The sequence below is a fragment of the Streptomyces sp. NPDC102283 genome, from assembly GCF_044766265.1.
Taxonomy (GTDB): Bacteria; Actinomycetota; Actinomycetes; order Streptomycetales; family Streptomycetaceae; genus Streptomyces.
This window is the reverse complement of the sequence record NZ_JBIWLQ010000006.1, coordinates 1-14,409: the sequence shown is the minus strand read 5'-3', so window position 1 is coordinate 14,409 and position 14,409 is coordinate 1. Positions and strand designations below refer to the sequence as shown.

The 14,409-nt window shown below is 70.7% G+C and carries 12 protein-coding genes; 5 read left to right on the top strand and 7 right to left on the bottom strand.

The window, feature by feature from the left end:
* Positions 1 to 12 precede the first annotated feature (12 nt).
* The 7 genes from ACIRJT_RS13675 to mtnA form a co-directional block, all read right to left on the bottom strand.
* Positions 13 to 765, bottom strand: coding sequence for a response regulator (locus ACIRJT_RS13675; RefSeq protein WP_403908283.1), 753 nt, complete (start codon positions 763 to 765; stop codon positions 13 to 15).
* A 183-nt stretch (positions 766 to 948) separates the two neighbouring features.
* Positions 949 to 1,638, bottom strand: coding sequence for a ribosome hibernation-promoting factor, HPF/YfiA family (gene hpf / locus ACIRJT_RS13670; protein ID WP_371623777.1), 690 nt, complete (start codon positions 1,636 to 1,638; stop codon positions 949 to 951).
* Positions 1,639 to 1,964: 326 nt separating this feature from the next.
* Positions 1,965 to 2,726: a ComF family protein gene (locus tag ACIRJT_RS13665; RefSeq protein WP_403908281.1), complete on the bottom strand. Its 762-nt coding sequence runs from the start codon at positions 2,724 to 2,726 to the stop codon at positions 1,965 to 1,967.
* An 84-nt stretch (positions 2,727 to 2,810) separates the two neighbouring features.
* The gene (locus tag ACIRJT_RS13660) at positions 2,811 to 4,649 is read right to left on the bottom strand and encodes an LpqB family beta-propeller domain-containing protein (RefSeq protein ID WP_403908928.1); all 1,839 of its coding nucleotides are present in this window, start codon (positions 4,647 to 4,649) and stop codon (positions 2,811 to 2,813) included.
* A gap of 28 nt (positions 4,650 to 4,677) precedes the next feature.
* The gene (gene mtrB / locus ACIRJT_RS13655; RefSeq protein ID WP_403908279.1) at positions 4,678 to 6,717 is read right to left on the bottom strand and encodes an MtrAB system histidine kinase MtrB; all 2,040 of its coding nucleotides are present in this window, start codon (positions 6,715 to 6,717) and stop codon (positions 4,678 to 4,680) included.
* A gap of 1 nt (position 6,718) precedes the next feature.
* On the bottom strand, positions 6,719 to 7,408 hold the full coding sequence (gene mtrA, locus ACIRJT_RS13650) for a two-component system response regulator MtrA (protein ID WP_007448372.1): 690 nt from the start codon (positions 7,406 to 7,408) through the stop codon (positions 6,719 to 6,721).
* A gap of 4 nt (positions 7,409 to 7,412) precedes the next feature.
* A complete protein-coding gene (mtnA, locus tag ACIRJT_RS13645) occupies positions 7,413 to 8,555 on the bottom strand; it encodes an S-methyl-5-thioribose-1-phosphate isomerase (RefSeq protein ID WP_403908277.1) in 1,143 nt (380 codons plus the stop codon).
* A gap of 140 nt (positions 8,556 to 8,695) precedes the next feature.
* Between mtnA and ACIRJT_RS13640 the strand changes: the two genes are divergently transcribed.
* From ACIRJT_RS13640 to ACIRJT_RS13620, 5 genes are read left to right on the top strand one after another with little or no spacing between them, the layout of a single operon-like run.
* A complete protein-coding gene (locus ACIRJT_RS13640; protein WP_403908275.1) occupies positions 8,696 to 9,907 on the top strand; it encodes a glycerophosphoryl diester phosphodiesterase membrane domain-containing protein in 1,212 nt (403 codons plus the stop codon).
* A 4-nt stretch (positions 9,908 to 9,911) separates the two neighbouring features.
* Positions 9,912 to 10,601, top strand: a complete 690-nt coding sequence (locus ACIRJT_RS13635) for a DUF4129 domain-containing protein (RefSeq protein ID WP_403908273.1) — start codon at positions 9,912 to 9,914, stop codon at positions 10,599 to 10,601.
* Positions 10,598 to 11,848, top strand: coding sequence for a DUF4350 domain-containing protein (locus ACIRJT_RS13630; protein ID WP_403908271.1), 1,251 nt, complete (start codon positions 10,598 to 10,600; stop codon positions 11,846 to 11,848). The genes ACIRJT_RS13635 and ACIRJT_RS13630 overlap by 4 nt, the downstream gene beginning before the upstream one ends.
* On the top strand, positions 11,845 to 12,873 hold the full coding sequence (locus ACIRJT_RS13625; protein ID WP_403908269.1) for an AAA family ATPase: 1,029 nt from the start codon (positions 11,845 to 11,847) through the stop codon (positions 12,871 to 12,873). The genes ACIRJT_RS13630 and ACIRJT_RS13625 overlap by 4 nt, the downstream gene beginning before the upstream one ends.
* 10 nt (positions 12,874 to 12,883) lie before the next feature.
* Positions 12,884 to 14,197 (top strand): DUF58 domain-containing protein, encoded by a 1,314-nt coding sequence (locus ACIRJT_RS13620; protein WP_403908267.1) that lies wholly within the window; start codon positions 12,884 to 12,886, stop codon positions 14,195 to 14,197.
* Positions 14,198 to 14,409 lie beyond the last annotated feature (212 nt).

The following is a 14,409-nucleotide window of genomic DNA, read 5'->3' as shown; positions in this document are numbered from 1 at the left end:
CGGGGCCGTCCGCTACCTGATCTCCAGGATCTTCTCGCGCATGGCGTAGACCACGGCTTCCATCCGGGAGTGCAGCTGGAGTTTCTCCAGGATATTGCGGACGTGGTTCTTCACCGTGTTCTCGGAAATGAACAACTCCTTGGCGATATCACGGTTGTTCATGCCGGTCGCCACGAGTTTCAGCACTTCCAGCTCGCGTTCGGTGAGCCGGGGCGCCGGAACGAGCCGTCGCTCGTCGGTGCGCTGGATCATCGATTTGAACTCGGTGAGCAGCTTGGAGGCCATGGAGGGGCTGATCTGGGACTGCCCGTCCGCAACCGCGCGAATGGCCGTGGCGACCTCGTCGGTGGAGATCTCCTTGAGGAGGTATCCGGTCGCGCCCGCCTTGATCGCCTCGTAGAGATCGGCTTCCTCATCGCTGATCGTCAACATGATGATCTTCGCGCTGGGGGCCACCTCCTTGATGGCGGTACAGGCCTCGATGCCACCGCGCTTGGGCATCCGGACGTCCATCAGAACGATGTCGGGCAGCAGGTCTGCTGCCTTGTCCACTGCCTCGGAGCCGTCCCCGGCCTCGCCGATGACCTGGATGTCCTCCTCCTGCGCGAGGACGATCTCCAGACCTCTGCGGAAGAGCGCGTGGTCATCGACCACGAGGACCCTGATGGGCTCCTTGCGTGAAGCGCCGTCCGCGTCGGTGCCGGTGTACGCACCGGTGTCGTCGGAGTCATTCGCATCGCGCACGGGCCCGAAGGTGTCCGCCATCGTTCCTCCCCCTGAAGGCCACGGCCTGAAGTGTCGGTCGTTCGCCAACGGCACTTCACAGAACACCGATTGGCTCGGGCCGCCATGATTCCATGCCCGGCCCCCGGAACGGTCGTCCTGTGCCCGTGCGCGGGTGCCCCCGGTGGCGCGAAAACGCCCCGGAGGCACCTCGACGTCGTGGCCTCAGCCGCCGAGCGCACCGCCCGCGCCGCCCGCTTCGTCCGCGGCGAGCGGGTCGGTCCTCAGGTGGATGACGCCGTAGTCGTAGGCGTGTCGCCGGTAGACGACGCTGGGCTCCTTCGTCTCGGAGTCGACGAACAAGTAGAAGTCGTGGCCGACCAGTTCCATCTCGTAGAGCGCCTGGTCGAGCGACATCGGTGCGGCGGTGTGGGTCTTCTCGCGCATCACGAGCGGCCCCTCGCCCTGCACTTCGAGCGAGCCGATCTTCGTGGTGGGGACGGGCTCCGACGGCTGCTCGCCGACCAGTTCACCGTCCTCGTCGAACGAAGCGACACCGGGGACCACGTCCCCGACCTCGGCAGCCGACAGACGGCCGTTGCCCCGGCGGCTGTAGCGCTTGTCGTGCTGCTTGCGCAGCCGGGCCTCCAGCTTTCCGGTGGCCAGGTCGAGCGCTGCGTAAGGGTCGCCCGCCGCCGCTTCCGCCCGGATGACCGGTCCCCGGGAGCGGAGCGTGATCTCCACCCGGTCGGAACGGTCGGCCTGACGGGGATTCGGCTCCTTGGACACCTCGACGTCGAGGCTGATCACCTTGCCGTCGAACTTCTGGATCTTGTCCAGCTTCAGCTTCTCGGCCACGTGCTTGCGGAACCGCTCGGGCACCTCGGTCTTGCGGCCCTTGACGACGATGTCCACGCAGAACTCCGTTCCCGGATCGCCCCGCTCAGCGGCGGAGCATCTCCCTTTTGCACCAGGCCCCGGAGATCACCAGGGCCTCGGACTCGGTGGCTTTCGCCTCCTCCTCCCCCGTCGGAAGGGTCGCAACCCCACCGACTTGCGTGCTTCTCCTACCGGTGAGTTACCTGCCCGAAACCTGAGGGTGCATTCATCGAGGTTCGGCATTCACCGTTCCTCACAACCGAACATAGCCTGCGCAGCAGGGTCTCGGCACCCGCTACTGACACGTACCTCCGTTCAGGGGGTATTGCCCTCTCATTACCTGCAACGATGCGGGTTCCCGGTCAGTTCCGGTTTATTTCGAAGGCGGAGGGAGAGGCCGCGACGACCGCTGCCCGGCACGCTCCGTGCACGGAGCGCTCCCGACCGGCACCGCTCGCCTCGCCGACGGCCCGCGCCGCCTCCGCCAGCGTCGATCCCGTCGTCAACAGATCGTCGACCAGGATCACCCGGTCGAACCGGAGAGGTCCGCCGCGCCCGAGAAGCCCGTGCCGGAAAAGCCGCCCTCCCTCCACCGTGAGCTCCAGCGCGCCGGCCAGATTCGCCCGCCGCTGCCGCGCCCCGAGACCCGACTGGTCGGCGACCGCGCGCCGCTGCCGCAGCAGCGGAAGCACCTCGGCCGGCAGCCCCTCGCGCCGCAGCTCCCGTGCGGCCGCGGCGGCGATCCTGCGCACCGGGTCGTGGCCACGCGCCGCGGTCGAGGATCGCGCGGAGGGCACGGGGACGAGCAACAGCGGGCCCGCTCCGCCCGGCCGCCGCGCCCAGGCCCGTACACAACCCGCCAGGGCCCGTCCGAGCGCCCCGGCCAGCCCCAGTGCCCCTCGCTCCTTGTGGGCCAGCAGAACCGCGCGTACGGCGTTCTCGTACGGCGCGGCCGCGTACACCAGCGGGAGCCCCGAAGGCCGCGGCGAGGGCCGGACCAGGCGGACGGGCGTACCGTGCAGCGCGTCCCCGCAGGCCGTGCACAGCTCGGTGCGCGGCCCGCCGCAGCCGGCGCAGGCGACCGGCAGAAGCAGACCGGACAGTTCCTGCCACGCGTTCCGCATGGCTCCACTGTGCCGGGGCCGCCCCGAGCGGACCACCCCTGTGGAAAACCCTCGGCGCCCGGCGGGTCCCGGCCTGCTGCCGGATCAGCCGGGGTAGACCAACGACGTGCCCTGTTTGAGAACCGTCTGCCAGTTGTCCCCCGGGGAGAGCTTCACTATGCCGTCGCCGACGGTCTCCGCCATCAGCGGAAGCAGCTCGTCGTCCGCCGCGGCGACCGACTGGACCTGGTTCACCCCGGGCAGCGACCCCGAGGCCGATGTGGAGCCGTCCGCCTGCACGTAACGCACCTGCTGGACACCGCCCTCCTCCTTGCCGACCACCACCAGACGGCTGCGTCCGGACCAGGAGACGGCCGTCACGTCCGTGAGCTGCGGCGCGGCCTGGCGCAGGTCCTCGACCGCGATCTCGGGCGCCACGGGGGAGCCCCGGCGCTCGACCCGGCCGATGTTCAGCGTCGTACGGCCGTCCTTCCTCAGCAGCAGGGCGATCCGCACCCCGTCCGCGGACATCCGCAGCTCCTCGATCCGGGCGCCGTCGAGACCCGGCACCCGGACCTCCTGCGGCTCGCCCGTACCGGCGGTCAGCCGCAGCAGCCGGGGACCGGCCGGATCGCGGTCGGCGACCCACAGGTCACCGAGGCCGTCCCAGCTCGGGGACGACAGCCGGTCGGCGGCCTTCTTCGCCTTGCTGCTGACGAGAGGGTCGTCCAGCTCGCCGTCCGTCTCCAGGGAGGACACGTAGAGGTGCTGCGCCTGGGAGGAGATCGCGGCGGCCCGTTCTTCGTCCCGGGCCACCCCGACGGCGCTCATCGGGACGGTGCCCGTACCGAGCGGGCCGGTCACGGGCTCGGGGGTGCCGGTGGCGTCGGTGGCGCCGGAGACCCGCTCCACCTGGCCCTTGTCGTTGATGAAGTACTGGCTGTCGTCCCCGTCGGAGCCGTGGTCGCCGGAGAATTCCGGCGCGTCGTCGGCGTCCAACGCGCAGAGCTCAGCGCCCCCGCCGCCCTCCAGCTCCACCCGCTCGACCCGCGCGGAGGTCAGGTCCCTGAGTGTGAACAGCACCTGTGCGGCCATCATGCGGCAGGCACGGGGGCTCGCCTTGTCGGCCTTGCTGTTGAGCGGCACCTTCAGGACGTTCTGGTCGTCCTGGGGCAGCGCGATGGTGTCCTTGCGCAGCGCGGTGCCCGTCGGGAAGCGGGAGTCGGCCACGGGCCGCAGCCAATTCGTCGGCCCGTCGAGCAGCGTCCTGACGGTCTGTGTGACGGTGTCCATACGCGTGACCGGATCCGTACGGTTGCGCACGTAGACGGGGTCCGCGACGAGCGTCGACCGGCCGTTCGCGCGCCCGGTGGCGAAGTAGTACTTGTTCACGGAGCGGTAGAGCCGCTTGAAGTCGGACTGCCCGAGGACCAGGCCGTCCGGAACGACGTCGATGCGCCACTCCTGCTTCCCGTCCACCCCCTTCTCCAGCACCAGGTGCAGGGCCTGGGCGTAGTCGGTGGGCGCGAGCGGACGGTAGGAGCTCTGGGCGTCGACCTCCGCCACCTTCTCACCGGTCAGCGTGTAGGTCGTCTCCTTGTCCCGGGTCGCCCGGTTGTCCTCGTCGTGAAGGAGGGGGCCACTGCGGTTGGGGGCCTGGGCGAGCACCGTGGTCCCCCCGCCGGGCTGCCAGGTACGCCGGGCGTCGGCGCTCAGGTACTTCCGGGTGGTCGCGAACGCGGGGTCATCACTGGTCATCGACTCCAGGAAGCCGTCGACGATCTCGCTGGGCGGCGCGCCTTCCCGGGGCGCCACCGCGTACACCTGCACCTGGGAGTCCCCGGGCTGCGAGGCGTCGACCGCCTTGACGTCCCCGGTCACCGGCATCGAGCCGCACCCGGCCAGCACGACGATGCAGCAGCCCAGCAGCGCGGACGTCCGCACCGCCCGTCCTCGGCCGCCCGGACGGCGGTCAGTACCCACGACTGGTGTCCTCCTGGTCGGAATTCAGAACGCCATTGCCCGAACGCCCACCGGGGCGGTCCTGGGCCGGGCGCGCCACGACTCGCGCCCCGCTGCCGGGCAGCGCCGCGGGGTGCACCGACGAGGGGGCGCCGTTGCGGACGGCGGGGCCGCGACCGGGCGCGGGCAGCGGCGAACGCTCACCGGCCCCGGGCTGGGCCGGCACGGACATCAGCCGGTGGTCGTCCGAAGCGCCCGCCCCGGCCTCCTCGCGTTCCCGGTTGCCCCGGTTGCGCCGCGAGTCCTCGGGCTCCAGCGGTATCGGCGAACCACGCAGGGGCTCGTCCGCCGTACGCGGCAGGGTCAGCCTGAACTGGGAGCCGCCCCCCGGCTCGCCCCAGGCCTGGAGCCAGCCGCCGTGCAGCCGGGCGTCCTCCACGGCGATCGACAGGCCGAGACCCGTCCCGCCGGTCGTCCGGGCCCGCGCCGGGTCGGCACGCCAGAACCGGTTGAAGACCCGGGTCGCCTCGCCCGGCTTGAGCCCGACGCCGTAGTCCCGGACGGCCACGGCGACCGCGCCCTGCGCCACACCCATCCGCACCACGACGTCCCGGCCCTCACCGTGCTCGACGGCGTTGACCACGAGGTTGCGCAGGACGCGTTCGACGCGGCGGGGATCGGCCTCGGCTATCACCGGCTGCTCGTCGCCGACGACCAGGATCCGGGTTCCCTTGCGCTCGGCGAGCGGCTCGGCGCCGCCGATCACCCGGTGCACCACGGTCCGCAGGTCTATCGGCTCGGCCTCCAGGGCCGCGGCGCCCGCGTCGAACCGGCTGATCTCCAGCAGATCGGCGAGCAGCGACTCGAACCGGTCGAGCTGGTCGCCCAGCAGCTCGGCGGAGCGAGCGGTGATGGGGTCGAAGTCGGCACGCGCCTCGTGGATGACGTCGGCGGCCATCCTGACGGTCGTCAGGGGGGTCCGCAGCTCGTGCGAGACGTCGGAGACGAAGCGCCGCTGCATCCGGGAGAGCTCCTCCAGCTGCTGGATCTTCAGCTGGAGGTTCTGGGCCATCTTGTTGAAGGCCTCGCCGAGCCGGGCGATGTCGTCCTCGCCGGTGACCTTCATCCGTTCCTGGAGCTTGCCGGCGGAGAGCCGCTCGGCGATACCGGCGGCCATCCGCACCGGTGTGACGACCTGCCGCACCACGAACCAGGCGATGGCCCCGAGCAGCACGACGACGAACAGTCCGGCGGTCGCCAGGGTCGTCTTGACCAAGGTCAGAGACTTCTCCTCCTGCGTGAGCGGGAAGAGGTAGTAGAGCTCGTAGGGCTGTTGATCGATGTCGTAGAGCCGCTTGCCGACGACGAGCCCCGGTTGCGCCTCGTTGCCGTACGAGTACCGGATCTCGGAGTACGTCTGGAACGCGCCCTGCCCGTTGCTCACTTTCTGCCGCAGGCGCTCGGGCACACTGGCCGCCTCGACGCTGCCCGAACCGCGTGCGGCACGGCTGCTCGCGCCCTCGGTCACCGAGTCGACGCTGAGCGCCACCACGTTGAAGGCGTTCTTGCCGCCGCTGGCGAGTTGGTCGACGAGCTCGGTGCGCCAGGAGGTGCTGCCGGTCATGTCGTCGGTGCCCTCGCTCCCCTGCCCGTCGGGGGCGAGGGGGGCGTTGGCCTTCTCCTGGGCCGCGGCGAAGCCGCCGGCGGCCTGGGTCTGGGCGGCCGTGCCCTTGGCTTCGAGCAGGCCGTTGCGCACCTGGCCGATGACGACGAAGCCGAGCAGCAGCACGACGACGATCGACATCAGCAGGGTGCCCGCGACGACGCGGAGCTGCAGATTGCGCCGCCACAACCGGACGGCGGGCAGCAACGGACGGCGTACCCACCGCATCAGCAAGCGCGGTACGGGCCCGCCGGGCGTCCGGTCCTGGAACAACCGGCCGCCCTGCAGGAAACGGCTCATACGTGACGCCTTCCGCCCCGGTCCGGCAGCCCGCTCCGTACGGACTCCCGGCTCGCCGGGCCCCGGAGCAGCGCTGCCTCGGGGCATCTCAGCTCGGTCCGGCCTTGTAGCCGACGCCTCGGACCGTCACGACGATCTCCGGCCGCTCCGGGTCTTTCTCGACCTTGGAACGCAGACGCTGGACATGCACATTCACCAGGCGGGTATCGGCCGCGTGGCGGTAACCCCACACCTGTTCCAGCAGGACCTCACGGGTGAAGACCTGCCACGGCTTACGGGCGAGCGCGACCAGCAGGTCGAACTCCAGCGGAGTCAGGGCGATGGACTGCCCCTCACGCTTCACGGAGTGGCCGGCCACGTCGATGACCAGGTCACCGATGGTCAGCTGTTCCGGCGCGGGCTCTTCGGACCGCCGCAGACGTGCCCTGATCCGGGCAACCAACTCCTTAGGTTTGAACGGCTTGACGATGTAGTCGTCGGCCCCTGACTCCAGGCCGACCACGACATCGACGGTGTCGCTCTTGGCAGTGAGCATGACGATCGGCACACCGGACTCGGCCCTGATCAGCCTGCACACCTCGATGCCGTCCCTTCCGGGCAGCATGAGGTCGAGCAGCACCAGGTCCGGCTTGGCCTCACGAAATGCGGCCAGTGCCTTGTCGCCGTCCGCTACGAACGACGGCTCGAAACCTTCTCCACGCAGCACAATCCCGAGCATCTCGGCCAGTGCGGTGTCGTCGTCGACGACAAGGACGCGTCCCTTCATAATCGACATCATCCCATTAGCTAATCGTTACCTGCGATGACCTGGCACACAGCTCTGCCAGTCCGACCCCCGTAACCGGGGAAACAGCGCCCTCCTCGGTGACGATCGCCGTGATCAGTTCCGGCGGTGTGACGTCGAAGGCCGGGTTGTACGCCGGGGCCCCGAGGGGTGCGACCGCCATCCCGCCTCCGCCGCCGCCCGACGCACCCTGCGGCGATGTGAGCTCCGTCACTTCTCTCCCGGAACGCTGCTCGACGATGATCGATGTGCCGTCCGCGGTCTCCAGATCCACGGTCGTCGTCGGCGCCACCACGATGAAGGGCACGTGGTGATACTTCGCGAGCACGGCCAGCGGATAACTCCCCACCTTGTTGGCCACCGAGCCGTCCGCGGCGATGCGGTCCGCCCCTATCAACACCGCGTCGACCTCCCCGGCCGCGAACAGGGACCCCGCCGCATTGTCCGTGAGCAGGCTGTACGCCAGACCGTTGCGCGCAGCCTCGTACGCGGTCAGCCGGGCCCCCTGGAGCAGCGGCCTCGTCTCGTCCACCCACAACCGGCGCAGCCGCCCCTGCCGGTGCACCCGCAACGCCACGGCGAACGCCGTCCCCTCGCCCCCGGAGACCAGCGCCCCGGTGTTGCAGTGGGTCAGCAGCCGGTAGGCACGACCCGGCAGCAGCTCCTCGAGCACCACCTCGCCGTGCTCCGCCATACGCCTGCTGGCCAGGGCGTCCTCCCGGTGCAGCGCCCGAGCCTCGGCCAGCGCCGCCGCCGCGGCCGCCTCGTCCCCCTCCCCCTTGCCGGAGGCCTCCCAGTAGGCCGCCGCCACCCGCCGCACCCCGTAACCGAGGTTCACCGCGGTGGGCCGCGCTCCCTCCAGGAGACCGGCCGCCTCCGCGACGTCGAAGCCCCGCGCCGCGGCGAGCGCCACCCCGTAGCCCCCGGCGATCCCGAGCAGCGGTGCCCCTCGCACCGCCAGTGTCCGGATCGCCCGCACCAGCGCGGGCACGTCGGTGCACACCAGCTCGACCTCCTCGGCGGGCAGCCGCGTCTGGTCGAGAAGCACCAGCACGGGACCTTCCGGAGGCTCGTCCCAGCGAAGTACGGAGAGCGCGGGAGGCTCGAAGCCCGCCGTCGATTGCGCGTCCTGATCAGCCATCCGTCCAGTCTGCCCGGTGAGCCGACCGCACATGAAGACACGGAGGAGGCAGAGCGGCTGATCCGCCCCGGACCTACGCGTGGCACGATGGCTGCCAACCTGCCGCCCCGATGAGCGGTCAGGACGGTGAAGGAGCGAGAATGAACGACTCTCCGGGCTGGGCGTCGCCCGGATCTGCCCCCTCCGACGGCAAGGAGACGGCGATTCCCCGCCCCTCCGGACCCCAGGACGGAAGCGGCCCGACGGGACAGTGGTCCCCCGAGCAGCCGCCTCCCGGGCAGTGGTCCCCACCGAGCAACCCCGGCAGCGGCCCCGGAACTCGGCCGCCCGCACCCGGCTGGGGCGGTGGCCCGCAGCGACAGGGCTGGGCAGGGCCGCCGCCGGCCGCGAAGCCCGGCGTCATCCCGCTGCGCCCCCTGAGCCTCGGCGAGATCCTCGACGGCTCCGTATCCGCCCTGCGCGCCCACTGGCGCACCGCACTCGGCTTCAGCCTCGCAGTCTCGGTGGTCACCCAGATCGCGGTCATCCTCATGCAGCGCTACCTGCTGCCGGAACCGACCTCCGTCGACCCGAACGCCACCGGTGCCGAGGCTCTCCGCCAGGCCACCGACTCCGCCCGGACGACGCTGATCTCCCTGGCCCCGGCCTCTCTCGTGATGATGATCGCCACGCTCTTCACCGCGTCGATCATCACCGTGGTCATCAGCCGCTCGGTGGTGGGCCGTCCCACCACGCTCTCCGACGCCTGGGCAGAGGCCCGCCCCCGGGTGCTCCCGCTGCTCGGACTGACCGTGCTGGTGACCCTCATCATGGCCGCGATCATGACCGTGGGCGTCGGCCCCGGCCTGCTGCTGGGCTCCGAGGCGGGAGCGGCACTCGCCCTCCTCGGCTTCGCCGCCGCCTGCGTCGCAGTGCTCTGGCTGAACGTCAGCTTCGCCCTCGCCGCCCCCGCGCTGATGCTGGAACGACAGAGCATCGTGGCCGCACTGCGCAGGTCGGCGAAGCTGGTCCGCGGCGCCTGGTGGCGCACCTTCGGGATCCTCGCCCTGACCTGGCTGCTGACCTTCCTGCTGACGTTCCTCGTCTCCATCCCGTTCGGCATCGTCGCGGTGATCGCCGACGGGACCGACGCCGGCGAACTCTTCAGCGGCACCGCCCCTTCCTTCGGCTGGCCGTTCCTGATCATCACCGGCATCGGCGAAGTGATCGTCTCGACGCTGATCTACCCCTTCGTCGCCGGCGTGATGGCCCTCCTCTACGTGGACCAGCGCATCCGCCGCGAAGCACTGGACCTCGACCTCGCACGGGCCGCGGGTCTGCCCGGCTACGACGCCGACACCCCCAGGAGCTGATGCGGTGTCGGGGCCGGGGGGCATAGCCACAGCACGACGGGGCACGGCGGCGGGCGGCATCCCCGTGGACACTCCGCGTCTCCCCGCACGCGAGGCGGCCGAGAGCGAGCTGTCCAAGCCGATGTACCACGAGAACGACCCGAACTTCCTCCAGCGCGCCCTGAACCAGTTCTGGGACTGGGTCGCCGGCGTGTTCGACGCCGCCGCGGGCGCCGCCCCGGGCGGCCCGGCCGGACTCGTCGTCCTGGTCGTCGTCGTCATCGGCCTTGCCGCCGCCCTCTGGTGGCGGCTCGGCACCCCGAAACGCTCCTCCCGGAGCGCGGACGCTCTCTTCGACAGCGACGGTCCCCGCAGCGCGGCCCAGCACCGTGCCGCCGCCGAGGCACACGCCGCGGCTCTGCGCTGGACCGAGGCCGTCCAGGAACGCATGCGTGCCGTCGTCCGGTCCCTGGAGGAACGGGCCCTGCTCGATCCCCGCCCCGGCCGCACGGCCGACGAGGCCGCAGCCGAAGCGGGCCGTACCCTGCCCGAGCACACCGCCCGACTGCGCACCGCCGCCCGGAGCTTCGACGACGTGACATACGGGGGCCGCACCGCGGACCAGTCGGCATACCTGTCCCTGCGCACCCTCGACCTCGAACTCGACGAGGCAAAGCCGCTGCTGCCCGGAACCTCCCGAGGAGCCACCGGATGACCGCGGCGACCACCGCTTCCCCCACCTCGACCGCGCCCACCCCCGGCCAGGTCTGGACCCGCGCGCGAGGCATCCTGGCCGTCGTCCTGATCCTCGTCGTCGCCGGCATCACGTTCGCCGTCGTACGTTCCGGAACGAACCACGGACAGCTCGACCCCCGCTCGGCGGACCCCAAGGGCAGCCGCGCCGTGGCCGAACTCCTCAAGGCCCGCGGCATCTCCGTCACCGTCGCCACCACTCTCGACGAAGCCACCGCCGCGACCGGCCCCGACACCACCCTCCTCGTCGCCGGACCCAATCTCCTGACACGGTCGCAGCTGCTCCGACTGAACGCGGCGGCCTCTGCGTCCGCAGGACGCACCCTCCTGATCGCCCCGGGACCGGGAGCAACGACCCGACTCGCACCGGGTGTCCGGGCCGAGCCGCAGCACGCCGTCAGTCCTCTCGCCCCCTCGTGCGGGCTGCCCGCCGCGCGACTGGCAGGCACGGCGGACATGGGCGGCATCCGCTACACGACGCAGGACACCACCGCCATCACCTGCTACCCGGCTGCGGGCCTCCCCAGTCTGGTCGTCCTCCCCACCGGTGCGGGCGGCGACACCGTCGTCCTCGGTTCCCCCGACCTCCTCCACAACGAGCGTCTCGACAAGCAGGGCAACGCCTCGCTCGCCCTGCAACTCCTCGGCTCCCGTCCCCATCTCGTCTGGTACCTCCCCTCGCTCACAGATCCATCCGCAACCATCGATGACCGCTCCCCCGGCGGCGAGAACGAAGAGCAGCCGGAGAGCGGGACGAGGGACGACGCGGCCGACGAGAGCAGCTTCCTCGACCTTGTCCCCTCCGGCTGGCTGTGGGGGACGTTTCAGCTCGCCCTCGCCGCAGTCCTCGCCGCCGTCTGGCGGGCCCGTCGACTCGGCCCCCTGGTGACAGAACGGCTGCCGGTGGCCATCCGCGCGTCCGAATCGGCCGAAGGCCGCTCACTCCTCTACCGCAAGGCCAACGCCCGCGACCGAGCCGCCGAGGCCCTCCGAGCCGCCGCCCGCACACGCATCGCCCCTCTCACGGGTGTGCCCGCCCGTGACGCGCACACCCCCGGCGTCCTCCTCGCCGCCGTGTCCGCACGCGTCACCTCCGCGGACCACGACCTCAGCACCCTGCTCTTCGGTACGGCTCCCTCCACCGACGCCGCCCTGGTCCTCCTCGCCGATCAACTCGACGCCCTCGAAAGAGAGGTACGCACTTCATGAGCGCCCCGACCCCTGAGCCGGCCGAGCCCACGGTGCCCGCAGCGGCCCCCGTGAGGCCTGCGAGGCCGGAGCCGTCCGACAGCGCCCGCGCGTCCTTGGAGGCTCTGCGCTCCGAGATCGCCAAGGCCGTCGTCGGCCAGGACCCCGCCGTCACCGGACTCGTCGTCGCACTGCTCTGCCGGGGACACGTACTCCTCGAAGGCGTACCCGGAGTGGCCAAGACCCTGCTGGTGCGCGCACTTGCCGCGTCGCTCGAACTCGACACGAAACGCGTCCAGTTCACCCCCGACCTGATGCCCAGCGACGTCACGGGTTCACTGATCTACGACGCACGCACCGCTGAGTTCTCCTTTCAGCCCGGTCCCGTCTTCACCAACCTGCTGATCGCCGACGAGATCAACCGCACCCCTCCCAAGACCCAGTCCTCCCTCCTCGAAGCGATGGAGGAAAGACAGGTCACCGTCGACGGGACGGCGCGCCCGCTGCCCGACCCCTTCCTCGTCGCCGCGACCCAGAACCCCGTCGAATACGAAGGCACCTATCCCCTCCCCGAAGCCCAACTGGACCGCTTCCTGCTCAAACTGACGGTTCCGCTTCCTTCGCGGCAGGACGAGATCGACGTCCTCACCCGTCACGCCGACGGTTTCAACCCGCGCGACCTGAAGGCCGCGGGGATACGGCCCGTCGCCGGACCCGCCGATCTGGAAACAGCACGTGAAGCCGTCGCGAAGACGACCGTCTCCCCCGAGATCGCCGGCTACGTAGTGGATATCTGCCGTGCCACGCGCGATTCCCCCTCGCTCGCCCTCGGGGTCTCCCCCCGAGGCGCCACCGCACTGCTGTCGACCGCCCGTGCCTGGGCCTGGCTGACCGGCCGGGACTACGTCATCCCGGACGATGTGAAGGCCTTGGCGCTCCCCACGCTCCGTCATCGCATCCACCTGCGGCCCGAGGCGGAAATGGAAGGAGTCACCCCTGACTCCGTCATCGCCTCAGTGCTCGCCCACGTGCCCGTACCCCGATGAGGCGGTGACCATGGCCCTCACCGGACGTACCGCGCTATTGGCCGCCCTGGGGTCACTCCCCGTAGGCATCCTCGCTCCCAGCTGGACCGGGATACTTGCGGTCAACGCACCGCTTTCTCTGGCAATTCTGTGTGACTATGCCCTGGCCGCGCCAGTGCGCACGCTTCGATTCACTCGATCTGGTGACACATCCGTTCGACTCGGCGACACCGCCGAAGTGCAACTCACAGTGACCAACACTTCGCGTCGGCGCCTGCGCGCCCAGCTGCGGGATGCCTGGCCCCCCAGCAGCTGGGCCTCGGGCTCCGAACACAGCGCTTCCCGCCACGCACTGGCGATTCCCGCCGGGGAACGGCGACGTCTGGTCACCGTTCTGCGCCCGACCCGTCGCGGCGAACGGCAGGCCGAACGGATCACCATCCGCTCGTATGGACCGCTGGGCCTCGCCGCCCGCCAAGGACAGCACCGTGCACCGTGGACCGTACGGGTCCTGCCACCGTTCACCAGCCGCAAGCATCTGCCTTCCCGACTCGCCCGGCTCCGAGAACTCGACGGCCGCACCAGCGTCCTGACACGCGGTGAAGGCACGGAGTTCGACAGTCTGCGGGCCTACGTACCCGGCGACGACACCCGCTCCATCGATTGGCGGGCCACCGCACGCCAGTCCGCCGTAGCGGTCCGGACGTGGCGCCCCGAGCGTGACCGGCACATCCTGATCGTCCTCGACACCGGGCGCACGGCAGCGGGCCGGGTGGGCGATGTCCCCCGCCTGGACGCCTCGATGGACGCCACACTCCTTCTCACTGCCCTCGCCACCCGGGCGGGCGACCGCGTCAGCCTCCTCGCCTACGACCGCCAGGTCCGAGCCCGGGTCCAAGGCAGGACGACCACGGGCAATGTTCTGGCCACCGTCGTCAACACCCTGGCCCCGCTGGAACCGGAGCTCATCGAGACGGACGCCCGAGGCTTGAGCAATGCCGCTCTCGCGGACGCCCACCGCGGTTCGCTGATCGTCCTCCTCACGACGTTGGAGGCCGCTCCTATCGAGGAGGGACTCCTCCCGGTGTTGCCTCAGCTGACCCAGCGCCACACCGTTCTGCTGGCCGCGGTCTCCGACCCTCGGATCGAGGAGATGGCCCACGCCCGGGGAACTGTCGACTCGGTGTACGACGCGGCAGCCGCCGGCCAGGCCCGGGCCGACCGTCGCCGCACGGCCGACAAGCTCCGCCGCCACGGCGTTGTCGTCGTGGACGCCACTCCGGAGAATCTCGCTCCAGCACTTGCCGATGCGTACTTGGCTCTGAAGGCCGCAGGCCGTCTCTGACTCAGAGCCCAGCGCCCTGCTCTGCCGGCTCTGAGGCCGAGAAGCATCCGGGGGACTTCCCGCTCCAGCTCGCGTTTCTCCTGGATTCTCCTCGGCGATGGTGCCGGTCAAGTCGTAAACGCAGAAAAGCCCCGTGCCACAAGGCACGGGGCTTTCCCGGAAAAATTGTTCGGCGGCGTCCTACTCTCCCACAGGGTCCCCCCTGCAGTACC

Excerpts from the sequence above, each read along its gene's own strand:
- ACIRJT_RS13640 (WP_403908275.1), top strand. The coding sequence starts at position 8,696 with ATGAACGACTCTCCGGGCTGGGCGTCGCCCGGATCTGCCCCCTCCGAC.
- ACIRJT_RS13620 (WP_403908267.1), top strand. The coding sequence starts at position 12,884 with ATGGCCCTCACCGGACGTACCGCGCTATTGGCCGCCCTGGGGTCACTC.
- ACIRJT_RS13665 (WP_403908281.1), bottom strand. The coding sequence starts at position 2,726 with ATGCGGAACGCGTGGCAGGAACTGTCCGGTCTGCTTCTGCCGGTCGCC.
- mtnA (WP_403908277.1), bottom strand. The coding sequence starts at position 8,555 with ATGGCTGATCAGGACGCGCAATCGACGGCGGGCTTCGAGCCTCCCGCG.
- ACIRJT_RS13625 (WP_403908269.1), top strand. The coding sequence starts at position 11,845 with ATGAGCGCCCCGACCCCTGAGCCGGCCGAGCCCACGGTGCCCGCAGCG.
- mtrA (WP_007448372.1), bottom strand. The coding sequence starts at position 7,408 with ATGATGTCGATTATGAAGGGACGCGTCCTTGTCGTCGACGACGACACC.
- ACIRJT_RS13675 (WP_403908283.1), bottom strand. The coding sequence starts at position 765 with ATGGCGGACACCTTCGGGCCCGTGCGCGATGCGAATGACTCCGACGAC.
- ACIRJT_RS13630 (WP_403908271.1), top strand. The coding sequence starts at position 10,598 with ATGACCGCGGCGACCACCGCTTCCCCCACCTCGACCGCGCCCACCCCC.
- mtrB (WP_403908279.1), bottom strand. The coding sequence starts at position 6,717 with ATGCCCCGAGGCAGCGCTGCTCCGGGGCCCGGCGAGCCGGGAGTCCGT.